This is a genomic window from Ruegeria sp. CJ3 (assembly GCF_056536725.1).
Window position 1 is genome coordinate 1 of record NZ_JBQFQE010000007.1, and the last position, 13,195, is coordinate 13,195.

General features: G+C 62.8%; 11 protein-coding genes. 2 read left to right on the plus strand and 9 right to left on the minus strand.

The annotated features are described in order from the left end of the window. The first annotated feature begins 80 nt into the window (after positions 1–80). Both pbfA and ACR0J1_RS13450 read left to right on the plus strand, forming a co-directional pair. Positions 81–1,436, plus strand: coding sequence for a (R)-1-hydroxy-2-aminoethylphosphonate ammonia-lyase (gene pbfA / locus ACR0J1_RS13445; protein WP_480733525.1), 1,356 nt, complete (start codon positions 81–83; stop codon positions 1,434–1,436). Then, complete coding sequence (locus ACR0J1_RS13450; RefSeq protein WP_480733524.1) at positions 1,433–2,272, plus strand: EamA family transporter; 840 nt, start codon at positions 1,433–1,435, stop codon at positions 2,270–2,272. The genes pbfA and ACR0J1_RS13450 overlap by 4 nt, the downstream gene beginning before the upstream one ends. Positions 2,273–2,335: 63 nt before the next feature. Here the strand turns inward: ACR0J1_RS13450 and ACR0J1_RS13455 are convergent, their stop codons facing one another. From ACR0J1_RS13455 to ACR0J1_RS13495, 9 genes are all read right to left on the minus strand, one after another. Then, a complete protein-coding gene (locus ACR0J1_RS13455; RefSeq protein ID WP_480733523.1) occupies positions 2,336–4,285 on the minus strand; it encodes a multiheme c-type cytochrome in 1,950 nt (649 codons plus the stop codon). A 17-nt stretch (positions 4,286–4,302) separates the two neighbouring features. Next, positions 4,303–5,622, minus strand: coding sequence for a hypothetical protein (locus ACR0J1_RS13460; RefSeq protein WP_480733522.1), 1,320 nt, complete (start codon positions 5,620–5,622; stop codon positions 4,303–4,305). After that, the gene (locus tag ACR0J1_RS13465) at positions 5,619–7,148 is read right to left on the minus strand and encodes a VWA domain-containing protein (protein WP_480733521.1); all 1,530 of its coding nucleotides are present in this window, start codon (positions 7,146–7,148) and stop codon (positions 5,619–5,621) included. Before ACR0J1_RS13465 ends, ACR0J1_RS13460 begins: the two co-directional genes overlap by 4 nt. Next, a complete protein-coding gene (locus ACR0J1_RS13470) occupies positions 7,145–8,131 on the minus strand; it encodes a VWA domain-containing protein (protein WP_480733520.1) in 987 nt (328 codons plus the stop codon). The genes ACR0J1_RS13465 and ACR0J1_RS13470 overlap by 4 nt, the downstream gene beginning before the upstream one ends. Then, positions 8,128–8,607: a DUF4381 domain-containing protein gene (locus ACR0J1_RS13475; RefSeq protein ID WP_480733519.1), complete on the minus strand. Its 480-nt coding sequence runs from the start codon at positions 8,605–8,607 to the stop codon at positions 8,128–8,130. The genes ACR0J1_RS13470 and ACR0J1_RS13475 overlap by 4 nt, the downstream gene beginning before the upstream one ends. Then, on the minus strand, positions 8,604–9,575 hold the full coding sequence (locus tag ACR0J1_RS13480) for a DUF58 domain-containing protein (RefSeq protein ID WP_480733518.1): 972 nt from the start codon (positions 9,573–9,575) through the stop codon (positions 8,604–8,606). Before ACR0J1_RS13480 ends, ACR0J1_RS13475 begins: the two co-directional genes overlap by 4 nt. Before the next feature lie 7 nt (positions 9,576–9,582). Further along, positions 9,583–10,584 (minus strand): AAA family ATPase, encoded by a 1,002-nt coding sequence (locus ACR0J1_RS13485; RefSeq protein WP_480733517.1) that lies wholly within the window; start codon positions 10,582–10,584, stop codon positions 9,583–9,585. Beyond that, on the minus strand, positions 10,572–11,543 hold the full coding sequence (locus tag ACR0J1_RS13490) for an HAD family hydrolase (protein ID WP_480733516.1): 972 nt from the start codon (positions 11,541–11,543) through the stop codon (positions 10,572–10,574). The genes ACR0J1_RS13485 and ACR0J1_RS13490 overlap by 13 nt, the downstream gene beginning before the upstream one ends. Before the next feature lie 71 nt (positions 11,544–11,614). Beyond that, complete coding sequence (locus ACR0J1_RS13495) at positions 11,615–13,186, minus strand: arylsulfatase (protein ID WP_480733515.1); 1,572 nt, start codon at positions 13,184–13,186, stop codon at positions 11,615–11,617. Between the last annotated feature and the right edge of the window lie 9 nt (positions 13,187–13,195).

Sequence of the window (13,195 nt, forward strand, 5' to 3'; positions counted from 1 at the left end):
TTTCTCCCCGATACGCGGGGCCCGAAAGAAGGGCCTCGCGCTTTTGATTTCAGCGAATGCAAGCCAGAATCGAGGATCATATGTCAGTCAGCATCACCCACACCGAAGGTGAGTCCAACACCTCGGATGCGCGCAAATCGTGGTTGAAGTCGTCGATTGGCCCACGCTCTGCACCGTTGCTGAAACGGGACTCAGACGCGTTTTTGCACCAAAGCCTGTCCAGCCCCTGCGTCAGTACCATCGCTAAGGCTGAAGGCATCTGGATCGAGGATATGGATGGCCGCCGCTACATGGATTTCCATGGCAATTCGGTCCACCACATCGGTTATGGTCACCCGCGTCTTGTCGAGGCGATCAAAGCGCAGCTGGATGATCTACCGTTCGCGCCGCGCCGCTTCACCAATGATCCGGCGGTGGAACTGGCCGAGAAACTGGCCGAGATCGCGCCGGGTGATCTGTGCAAGACCTTGTTCACAACCGGTGGGTCAGACGCCAATGAGGTGGCGCTGAAGATCGCGCGCGCGGCAACGGGCCGGTTCAAGACCGTCAGCTTCTGGGACGCGTTCCACGGGGCGGGCTTTGGTGCGGCCTCGGTTGGTGGCGAGGCCACGTTCCGCAGCCATATCGCAGGCCCTCTGATGCCGGGGGCCGAGCATGTTGCGCCCTTCGCCTGCTATCGTTGCCCCTATAACCACGCCGGGCCTGAAACCTGCGGTCTGGCTTGCGCCAAGATGGTCGAATTCGCCTTGGAGCGGGAGGGCGATGTGGCCGCTGTGATTGCAGAGCCCATGCGCGCCGTGCCTTATGTGCCCCCGGCGGGGTTCTGGAAATCGGTGCGTGAGGCCTGCAACCGGCACGGCGCGCTGCTGATCATGGATGAGATTCCCACCGGTCTGGGCAAAACCGGCAAGATGTTCGCCTTTGAGCATGATGAGATCGTGCCCGACATCGTCACCCTGGGTAAGTCGTTGGGCGGAGGCATCCTGCCCATCGCCGCCTGCGTCGCCCGCCGCGACCTGGATGTCTGCGGTGATTTTGCCATCGGGCACTACACCCACGAAAAGAACCCTGTCACCGCGCGTGCGGCTCTGACCACGATCCAGATCATCGAGGATGAAGGTCTGGTGGACCGCGCCGCCGAACTGGGCGCTCATGCGATGGGACGGCTGCAAAGCGAACTGGCACAGGTCGAGATCGCGGGAGATATTCGTGGACGCGGCCTGATGTTCGGCGTCGAGATCGTCAAAAGCCGCAGCACGCGCGAGGCTGACAATGCCAATGCAGAGCGCATCTACTATGACTGCCTGAACGCGGGGGTAAGTTTCAAGATCAGTCAGGGCTGCGTGCTGACGCTGTCGCCGCCGCTGACCATCTCGCGGGATGATCTGGATCGGGCACTGGACATCGTCATTGCGGCGATAAAGGCCCAAGCTTGACGCTCTCGATTGCGCTGATCGTTCTGACGGCGGCACTTCTTCACGCGTCGTGGAACGCCATTGTCAAAGGCGCGCCCGACAAGGCCATCGTTTTGGGGCTGGTGTCGCTGGGCCATGCCGTACCAGCGCTGTTTGCATTGCCGTTCCTGGGCCTGCCGGTCTGGGCGGCGTTTCCGTTCATCGTCGCCTCGACCCTGATCCATTGGGGGTACTATTGGTTTCTGAACGCGGCCTACAAGCATGGCGATCTGTCGGTGGTATATCCGATCTCACGGGGAATAACGCCGATTCTGGTCGCATTGGGCGCGATCTTTTTCGCGAAAGAGTTTCTGTCGACTGGTGCATGGATTGGAATTCTGTGCATCTCGGTGGGTATCGGGTTCCTGGCCCTTGCCGGATTGGGTAAACACACCAATTGGGTCGCAATCGCCGCAGCGCTCGGCACCGGTCTGATGATTGCGTCTTATTCGATTGTCGATGGCATTGGCATAAGACTGTCCGAAAACACGCTGGGCTATATCGCGCTATTATTTGTAGCCGAGATATTCGTGGCCGCATTTATTTTCACCACGCGCTGGCAACGACTTGTTGTTTTGCCAAGGCGTTATGTCTGGGCTGGCTTGGTGGGAGGGGTTATCTCGGGGCTTGCTTATGGGTTGGTCTTGTATGCCAAGACTATTGCACCCTTGGGCGTTGTATCCGCTCTGCGCGAGAGTTCCGTTATCTTCGCGTCGATCATCGGTGTCATGTGGTTCGGAGAAGGCCCGAAATCCAACAGGCTCGCTGCGGCGATTACCGTAGCGATCGGGATCGTGATCCTGGCGCTGGCGCGATGAGTTTTTACCGAAGACGGCTGTCTGGCCCTCGGGGATGCTGTGCCTGAAAGACGGCAGGCGAGCCTACTGATCGGGGTCCGCGGGCGGGGGCAGCAGGTTCAATTCGGTGCCGGTCAGGTCTGCAATGAAGCTGTCCAGCGCAAGGTCTCCGGGATTGGCGCTGCTGGCTGCTGAGATGAGTTCGTCGACCTTTTCCTTATGCCCGGACACCGCTGCGATGCGGATGCGCATGATCCAGGCGTCGACCAGCTTGGGGTCCAGTTCGACTGCGCGGGCAAAGGCCTGATCGGCGGCGGGCAGGTTGCGGGTGGTCAGCGCAAAGCCGCCCAGTTGCAGATGGGTTTCGGGAAAGTCCAGCCGAGCGGCCATAGCGCCCTGCCACTCGCCAATCGCCGAACGGAACGAGGCCGCGATCTTGTCGGGCATATGCGCGATCGGCGCATTATAGAGCCCACGCGCAGCCGCGATGCGGACATTGCGGTTGGGGTCGTCCAGCATGGGCAACACCTGCTGTACGCGTTCGTGCCCGGGCAGGCTGCGCATGGCTTCGACGGTGGCGGATCGGATTACGGGGTCGGCCGCATTGACCAGATCCGAGATACGCCCGATCTGTTCAGGGTCGCCGGTCTGGCCGATCAGCCAGATGGCGGTCGCTCGGATCAGCCCAGGGCTGCTGACACTGCGGGCCAGCTCTACCAGATCGTCCGAGGCCAGCGTGGGGTTGGTCTGCGCCCGCGCCAGAACCTGCCCGAAATGCGGCCTGCGATTGGTGCTGTCGGGGAACCAGTCGCGCAGCTTTGCTGCAGCCCAGTCCGCGCTCTGATCGGTGTGGCAGCTGGTGCAGGCATCCGGCGCGCTGGTCTCGGCGCTCAGGTCGGGGCGGGGGATGCGGAAGGAATGATCAGCGCGCCAGTCATTGCCCATATAGACCTGCTCGGTCATGTGGCAGGATTTACATTGCGCCCCGGCGCTGCCTTCTGGGTGATGATGATGGGCGGGGCTGTCGAATTCGGCTAGCGGCAGGCTGGGAAAGCGTGGATTTCCGCCCGGGTTGTGACACTGAGTGCAGACGGCGTTGCCCTCGGCCTTCACCTGCGCGCTATGGGCATCGTGGCAATCGGAACAGGTGACGCCCTTGTCATACATCTTCGATTGCAGGAACGAGCCGTAGACATAGACCTCATCCCGGATCTGGCCGTCGGGGTGATAAAGGCCGGGTCGCAGCAGCGATAGGTTATAGGCGTCGTGATAGGGGGTGCCGGGTGTGGGGCTGCCGTCAAAGAACGCCTCGCGCCGGGAATGGCAGCCGGCGCATTGCTGGATCAGCCCTTGCGGTGTCGACAGGTCAGCCGAGAACCCGTAATTCAAAGGGGGGTCGCCAGCACTCTCGGCCCAATCCAGATGATCCCGACCGGGGCCGTGGCAGGCCTCGCAGCCCACGCCGATCTCGGCCTGAGTGGTCTGGTAGGTATCCGAGGCCGGGTCATAGCCCGCCTCGTACCCGGTGGCATGGCAGACACCACAGCGTGCGTTCCAGCTTTTGTAAGGCCCCGTCCAGTGTAGCGCGTCCGAAGGTGGCACGTTCTGATCCGGATAGAGGTGGAACCATTCGGCCTTTTCCGTATCCCAGACCACGTCGAAGCTTTGCAGCCGGCCGGGCCGGGTTTCCAGCAGGTATTGCTGCAGGGGTTCGACGCCGACGACGGAATGCACCGGATAGTCGGTCGTCTCACCGTCGCGCTCGGTCACAGAGACATGGTGGGTACCGTCGGTCTCGATCCGAAACCGCGCCGTCATGTCGCCCAGCGTGAATTCGGTTCCGTCAAAGTCGGCCCGGATGGTGTCGGGGTTGGCCTCGGTCCAGGCTTTGGCGTGATGCGAGCCCTGCCAGGCCTCGACCTCGGCGCGGTGGCAATCGGCGCAGCTGTCCGAGCCGACATAGCCGGTTGTCTGGGCCAAAGCTGCGGTGGCGAGGCTTGCATGGGCAAGCGTGGCGAAGGTGAGCAGGCGCATTGGGGTCCTTTGGTCGGTCAGGCGGTGCCGGTCGGGTTCAGCGCGGGCAGATGCTGCGCCGCGTGGGTAAGGGTGCCTGTCCGGCGCGCTGCGGACAAGGCCTTTGCGAGTGCTGCCCATGCGGGCGCGGGATCGCCGTCTTGCGGGCCATAGGCGGCGGCACCGATATTCGTAAGCGCCAGTTGCACATCCGCGCGCCGTCGTGGGTCTTGGCCGTTTGTCATAGCAGCCCACCGGTCCAGCGCGCCGTGAAGCCGGTGCAGGTCGCGGGTTTTGACGGTGTGCATCAGATCGCGAAACAGGCTGGCCTCGGTTGGTTGCGGCTTTGTCGTGTTGCGTTTGCGGGCGCTGTGGTGGGTCATCCCGATGGCGATCAGCGTTCCGAGAAGCACGGCAAACCCCGCATAGATCAGGTTGCGACGATCTCTGCCGCGCGACAGGATGGGACCGTCGATGGCATAGGGTACGGGCTCGGTCGTTGCGGTCTCGATTTGCCCGGTCCCGGTGTTGAACCAGCGCAATTCGACCGCAGGCAGGCTGCCTTGGCCGCCGCTTTCGGCCACATACACCGTGCGTTCCCTGCGTGTTCCGGAGATCTGCCCCCGGTCGTCGCTGTCCTGCACTGAGGGGCTGTCGGGATAGGCTGCAAGCCCGGTCAGTGCGCCGGGGGGCGTCAGCGTGGGCAGCAAAATGGCGCTGGCCCCCGTGATCTCGGCGGTGATCGTGCGGGTCAGGCTGTCACCGGGTTTCAGGTCCTCGGCGCCCCCTTCGATGGTTTGCGTCAGGCTAAGGGTCCCGGCTGCTAAAAAGGGATCAAGCCCTTCGGCCCCCGGTGGCACCGTCGCGGTAAAGCGCTGCGCCGTGAGGGGCAATGTCGTTTCGACGGGCGCGTTGGTCTCGGGGTCGGCCCATGTGATGCCGATCTCAAGCGGCGGGATCTGGAATTGCCCGGCGGTCAAGGGCGTGACGGTGTAGCGCCGGCTGACGCCCGACCAGTTGCTGCTGCCCACCCGCTCGGTCACGGGGCCAGACCCGCCCTCGGGCACCGAGATCATCAGGTTCGGCTGATCCAGCACCGGAAACACCGGAGGCTTGGGCATGTAGGTCGGCACCAGAATGGTCACACGCAGGTCCAGCGCCTGACCGGGCACTACGTCCGTCGTTGATATCTCGGCCCGAACGATGGGCGCGTCGGGCGCGGTTTCGGTGTCGGTGCGGGCCTCTTCCTCGGCCTTGATCTCGGCATTGGATTTGAAGCCGGGAAACGGGTCTTGCGCCATCGCGCCCAAAGGCCAGATCGAGATGCATAGGGCAAACAGAACGCATACAGGTTTCATTGGCCGTCCTCCGCAGGCGCCTGTGCGGCTTCCAGCAGAAAACGGCTTTTCAGGAAATCGCCGGTTTCGGTATCGACCGAATTCATCCATTGCTCGGCACTTTGCAGCCCGGCGGCAGCATCTTCCTGCGGCAGATCAACCTGCAACTCCTGCCCTTTGTTCTCTTCGTTGTCATAGGTGACGTCATCGGGGCGCAGTTCGGTCTGGTCTTGCGTGTCCTGCGCCTCTTGCGCGGCCTCGACATAGGCGACGATCTGTTTGGCGGTCTCCAGATTTTCGGCGGCACCGGGGTAATCCGGATCGCGGGTCAGGGCGGTTTCGAACGATCGCACCCCGTCGCGATAGGCCCGGTTTCGAATGTTTGCCAGACCTTGAATCATGGCCGCCTGCGCGGTTTCGACCCGGTCCAGTACCTGCACCGCCTCGGCATAGCGCCCGGCCCGGTACATCGCCCAGCCACGCCAAAGCGGATCGGTGAACAGATCCGAGGCGCTGGTGTAATCCTTGCGATCATAGGCGCGCTGCCCTTGCTGGTCGGCGGTCCAGAACCAGTCGGCAATGCCATCAGCACGAGATTGTGTCGGTGTCACCAGCATCAGGGCTATTGCGGCTGCGCCCCAGTGCATTGTCCAACCGCGTCGGAACCACAACAGCAATAGCAGTGCTGCGGGCCACGCAAGCAAAGGACCCTGATCCAACCATGGGTCGTCTGAGTTTTCCAGCAAGCTCTGCCGGTAAGCAGCGTTCAGAGTACGGTCGAGCCGTCGGATATCGCCGTCATCGGGCTGCACCGCGATCACTCGATTGCCAAGCGCATCCAGCCCCCGGTCGCGCGTGCCTTCGGGCAGCATCGACAGAACCGCCACCGGCATTGGGGCGCTTTCCACTGCAGGCACATCTGCTGGGTCAAGCCCATCAGCCACCAGCAACAGCGCGCCGCCGCCCTCGCCGTCCAGCAGACCTTGCGCGCGGTTCAGGGCCTGCGCGAAATCCGCGCCCTCTTTTGGCATCACGTCCGCCGAAAGCCCTTCGAGGTAGGGTTGGATGATCGAGGCATCCTCGGTCATCGGCACCACCACATGCGCGGTGCCCGCATAGGCCACCAGCCCTGACCGCGCCCCCGCCCGCAGGTCCAGAAAATCACGGATTTTCTGCTTACCACGTTCCAGACGGCTGGGGGCGAGATCGGTGCTCTCCATCGACTTGGTAACTTTCAACACGACCACCACCGGCGCGGATTGCGCCACCAGCGGGTTCGGTTGCCGCGACCATGTTGGCCCCGCTGCGGCCGTCACCAGCAACAGCAAGGTCAGGACAACACCATCAATAGGGCGAATGCGGCGGGCCAGATTGCGACCGACCTCCATTGCCGTTTGCAGATGCGGCGCGATTCCCTGTGCCGCCGTGTTGCGACCGGACCGTCGCCGTCGGATCAGCCACCAAAGCGCAAGGATCACCGGCACCAGCAGCAGCCAGAGGGGTCGCAGGAAATGGAACACCGACAGGGCCAGCATCAGATCGCTCATGCCTGCGCCCTCCGACCCCGATGGGCCAGTGACAGCCATCCCATCGCCGCACAGCCCAGCAGCGCGGCCAGCCCCAGCGGTATCCACGCCAGAGATTGACGGGGGCGGTAGGACAGGGTTTCGACCTGACGCGGGCTTTGTTCGTCGATCCGGGCATAGATCGCGGTCAGCGCGGTCTGGTCAGCGGCAAAGAAATACTGACCACCGGTACGGCGGGCGATGTCCTCAAGGGTTTTGACGTCCACCTTGTCCTCGCCCGAGGCCTCGGGGTCGCCAACGCCGATGGTCATGATGGTCACGCGGTTGTCCTTGGCGATTTCGGCGGCGTTGACCGGGTCCATGCGGCTGGCGGTGTCGCTGCCGTCTGACAGCAGGATCAGAACCCGCTCGTCAATCTCGCTGGACTCAAAGGTGTGGATCGCCAACCCGATAGAATCGCCAAGCGCCGTATGCGGCCCGGCCATGCCAACCTGCGTGCGGTCCAGCAGATCGGTGATGGTTTGCAGATCCTCGGTCAGGGGGGCCTGCAAATAGGCCTTGGAGCCAAAGACGATCAGCGCCACCCGATCCCCCTCGCGCCCTCGAACGAAGGCCCGCACCACGTCTTGGACGGCGGCGAAGCGTTGCTGTTTCTGACCCTCGGCATCGGTGAAATCCACGGTGTCCATCGAACCCGAGACGTCGATGGCAAGGATCATGTCGCGGGCGGATTTCTCGATCTCGACCGGGCGACCCACTCGTTCGGGTCCGACCAGCGCGATCACGATCAGCACCCAGCAGAGAACTGCCGCGACCATCTGCACCCGCGTACGGGACAAAACCACCGATCCTGCGCGCGGTTCCTGCCCCAGCGCGTGCGAGACCTGACGGAAGAACGGAACCCGCAGCGCAGTCACGCGCTCCCGGTGCGGCGGCACGAAACGCCAGATCAGCAGGGGCAAGGGCAGAAGCAGAAAGGCCCATGGAAACGCGAGTTGGATCATGAGGCCGCCTCGCGCTTATGCGCCTTGATCCAACGGGCGACGCGCGCGGTCAGATCGGGGGCGGCCTCGGTCGCGCCGCGATAAGGCGCGGTCAACAAATGAGGGCGCAGAGCGTCGTCCCACGGTGCACCTTCGGTGCGTTCCAGAAAGGCGATCCAATCCGGTCCCTGCAACCCTGCAACCCTACGCCGGTCATAGGCGACCAGCGCGGTGCGGCGCAGGATGGCAGCGACCTGCGCGGGATCATCACCGGCCTGTGTCAGTTCCGCCAAAGCTGCACGGCGATAGGCGTTCGCACGGTATCGGACAACCATGCGCCATAGGCCGTAGGCCAGCAGGACCAGCAGCAGCGCGCCGGCAATCGCCCATCCAGCGGTCTGCGGCATCATCGACACAGGCGGCGGAGGGTCGGGCACCACCAGCTGATCCAGCAGGTCGACAAGCGACGTGTTGGTGGGGACCTCGGTCTCGTTCATCCCAGCCCCATCAAATGCCGGATTTGCGGCAGGGTTTCCTCGGCCGCTGTCAGCGGCAGGACCGGCACGCCAAACCGGCGCTGCCAGTCCAGAACCCGCGCCACGCGGGCGCTGGCAAACTCGGTCAGTGCTGCGTGCTGTTTCGAGTCGGACGTTTTGATTTCAGCCTGCAACGCGCCGTCCGAGATGATCAACGACAGATCGCGCGGCAGGTCCTTGGCGAAGGGATCGGTGACCAGCCCCAAGATCAGGTCGTTGCGCCGTGACAGCCCTGAAACCAGCCGTTCGGTTTCATCATCAATCACGTCGAAATCGCTGAGCACCACGATCAGATGGTCGCGCGGTGCGATCCGAGCGACGGCGCGCAGCACGTCGGTCAGGCGGATCGGATCGGTCTCGGGGGCCTCGGCGTGCAATTGCCCGTTCGCCTCGGCCAAAATGGCGATAAAGCGCGACAGCGTCGCCCGGCTGCGCGCGGGTTTGATCTCGGCGATCTTGTCGTCGGTGAAGACGATGCCGCCGACCCGGTCGCCCTGATCGAAAATCCGATAGGCGGACAGGGCCGCCGCCTCGGCCGCGGTGACGGATTTCATGTTCAGGACCGAGCCGAAGAACATCGACATGCGCTGATCCACCACGATCAGCGTCGGGCGGTCGCGTTCCTCGGTCATGACGCGGATATAGGGCTCACCAGCGCGGGCGGTGACTTTCCAGTCAATCGCACGGATGTCGTCACCGGGCAGATAGCCGCGCAGTTCTTCGAAGTTCAACCCGCGCCCGCGCAGGCGCGAGGCATGGCGGCCATTCAGCACCGAGCGCGCAGGCTGGCGCGGCAGGAAACGCAGCGCCTTGGCACGCGTCTCAAGCGCCCGCAGATGCGCGATGTCCACCCGCACGCGCGGGTCTTCGGTTGCGGCGGGCCGAGGTTTGACGCGCCCCAGCCTGAGGGAGGCGTTTCGATTCAACATTTGCGTCTCACGGCAGGGCGACCTGCATCAGGATCTCGGCAATCACCTGATCGGCGCTAATGCCTTCGCCATGGGCCTCGTAGGTCAGCCCCAACCGGTGCCGCAGCACATCTGGCGCAATGGCCCGGACATCCTCGGGGTCGACATAATCGCGCCCGTTCAGCCAGGCGTGGGTGCGGCTGCATTTATCCAGCGCGATCGAGGCGCGGGGGCTTGCACCGACCTCGATCCAGCGGCTCAGATCGTCGCCATAGGCCTCGGGCGTCCGGGTGGCCTGCACCAGATCGGCGAAATAGCGGTCGATGGCGTCCGAGACATGGATCGCTCCGATCTCGGATCGGGCGTCAAAGATGGCCTGTTGCGGGATGGGCGCAGGTTTTTCGCCTCCCTTGGCCTTGCTCTGGGCAGCGATTTCCTCGGCGCGGACCAGACGGACGACCTCGACCTCATCATCGACCGGAGGGTAGGTGATCAGCACATGCATGAGAAACCGGTCCAGCTGTGCCTCGGGCAGGGCGTAGGTGCCTTCCTGTTCGACCGGGTTCTGGGTGGCCATGACCATGAACAGGGGCGCCATCTTATGCGTGGTGCCGCCCACGGTAACCTGCCGTTCCTCCATCGCTTCAAGCAGGGCGGCCTGCACCTTGGCGGGGGCGCGATTGATCTCGTCGGCCAGCACGATATTGGCAAAGATCGGCCCGGCCTCGAACCGGAACTCACCGCCCTTGTCGGTCTGGTAGTAGACATCCGTGCCGGTCACGTCTGAGGGCAGTAGGTCGGGCGTGAACTGGATGCGACTGAAATCGCTTTCCAGGTTCTTCGCCATCGCCTTGATCGCGCGGGTCTTGGCGAGGCCGGGCAGACCCTCGACCAACAGGTTGCCATTGGCCAGCAGGCCGATCAGCAGACGTTCGACCACGTCGCGCTGGCCGATAATGGCCTGACCCATGCGTTCGCGCAGGGCGTCTATATGCGCACGGGGGTTGGGAGTGTCGTTCATTCCGGCCATACCTTCGCCCAATCCTCTTTCATGTCGATGATGACCCAGCCACGGGCGTCTGCCTCATCCAGCCCGCGCACCAGCTTGCCAATATGGCTGTCGCGGTCATAGGCGTATTCGCGGTCGGCATCCGTATGGTGCACGATCACGCCAAGCGCCGGGCCGTCGCCTGCGGTGGCATATTCCAGCATCTGAAAATCACCATCGGAATTGCCGCCCACAAAGATCGGACGCCGCCCGATATGCGAGTCGATCCCGACCGGTTTGCCCGCCTTGTCATCCACAAAGGCGATGCCGGGGCCTTTCATGACCACTGGAACACCATCCACGACCTCATAGCTGGTGGGCGTGACCGAGCCTACGATGCGGTTGATCGGGATACCGTAAGTCTCACTGGCAAAGGCGCGCATGAAGTGGATGCCGCCGCCGGATACGATCCAGGTTTGGAACCCTTCGGCCTTTAGGTAATCCAGCAACTCGAGCATGGGGGCATAGATCATCTCGTTATACGGTCGGTTCGTGTCAGGGTGTCGGGCGGTGGTGATCCAGTCGGCCACATCGGCCTGAAACGCATCCACCGACAGGCCCGAATGGGACACGTTCAGGATTTCCATCAACCCGGCCTCGCCCCCGGCGGCAACGGTGGCCATATCGCCCGCCGCGGCGGCCTTTAGAAGATCAGAGGTCAGGATCGAGGGATCAGTCGCAGCCTTTTCCTGCAACCGGTCCAGCGCGTAGATCAGTTGGAAATACAGCGGCTGCTCGCCCCAAAGCGTGCCGTCATTGTCAAAGGTCGCGATGCGGTCCTCTTCGGGGACGAAATCGGGCGAGTTCGGATCGCTCACCCGTTCGACAAAGTCGATAATGGCGGCCTTGGTGGCGGTGTCGTTCCACGATGCCAGCGGATCGGCCAGAGCGGGAAAAGGAAGAAGCGACAGGGCCGCCACGGCAAGAACATAGCGTTTCATCAGAAATCTCTTTTGGTGTGAAAATGGCGCGGTATCGCTCCGCGCCATGATGTTTTGTACGATCGGGGCCGTTACTGGCTTCCGGCTGTTTGCAGGTTGCGCAGAACCTGATCGATCGAGAAGCTGGCAGGTTCCTGACGTGGCGGGTAGTCTTGGAACGTGCCGAGGAACTGCGCCACGATGGCCTGTGCTGGCACCAGCAGATAGGTGCGGTCCAGACGCCAGCGGGAATAGCCGATGGATTCGTCCTGCGCCCGCTCGAACGGGTCGGAATACAGATCGATGATCTTGGGCAAACGCAGGAAGGTCAACGGTTCCTGCCAGACATCGAACCCATGCGCCCGCTGTTCGGCAAAGACCACTTTCCAGCGGTTATAGCGCAGGTTCACCAGATCGCCGCCATCCGAGAAATAGATGAACTCGCGCCGCGGCCCGGTCTCTTCATCGCCCCGGAAGTAGGGCATGAAGTCATAGCCATCCAGATGGACGGGCTCGTTTTCCTCGCCAAAGGGGGCTTCGGTCAGCATCCGCTCTTTCATGTCGGGATCGCCGAGGGCGGACATGAAGGTCGGGAACCAGTCCAGATGGCTGATGACCTGATTGGATTTGCGGCCGGGCTCAATCACGCCGGGCCATTTGATCATCATCGGAACGCGATAGCCGCCTTCCCAGTTGTCGTTCTTTTCACCGCGGAACGGCGTGGTGCCGCCATCGGGCCACGAGAACACCTCGGCCCCGTTATCGGTGGAATACATCACGACGGTGTTGTCGGCGATGCCCAGCTCGTCCAGCTTGTCCAGCATCTGACCGACCATGCCGTCATGTTCGACCATGCCGTCAGGATAGACGCCCAGACCGGTCACGCCCTGACTTTCTTCCTTGAGGTGGGTGAAGATGTGCATCCGCGTGGTGTTGTACCACAGGAAGAACGGCTTGCCCTGATCCACCGCGCGCTGCATGAAGTCAAGCGCACCGGCGGTGACTTCTTCGTCGATGGTCTCCATCCGTTTGCGGGTCAACGGGCCGGTATCCTCGACCGAGCCATCCGCCGATGACCGGATCACGCCGCGCGGGCCGAACTGCTCGCGGAAGGCGGGGTCTTTGGGATAGTCCTCGTTTTCCGGCTCTTCCTCGGCGTTGAGGTGGTAGAGGTTGCCGAAGAACTCATCGAACCCATGATTGGTGGGCAGGTGTTCATCCAGGTCGCCCAGATGGTTCTTGCCATACTGGCCGGTCATGTACCCCTTCGATCGCATGTATTCGGCAATACTGGGGTCTTTGGGCGACATACCTTCCTTGGCACCGGGCAGACCGACCTTCAGCAGACCGGTGCGGAACCCCGATTGGCCGGTGACAAAGGCCGCCCGCCCTGCGGTGCAGGATTGTTCGCCATAGCCATGGGTGAACAGCATCCCTTCGTTGGCGATGCGGTCGATATTGGGGGTCTCGTAGCCCATCATACCCTGATTATAAGCGCTGATGTTCCAATAGCCGATGTCGTCACCCCAAATGACAAGGAAGTTCGGCGTATCGGTCGCAGAGCTGTCTTGTGCAAGGGCAGGGCTGCCAAGCGCGGCGAGGGCAAGCGCGCCTCCGCCAAGCGGACCCGCAGCCCGTTTCAAAAGCTGACTGAATAGAGGCAAAGTGTGATC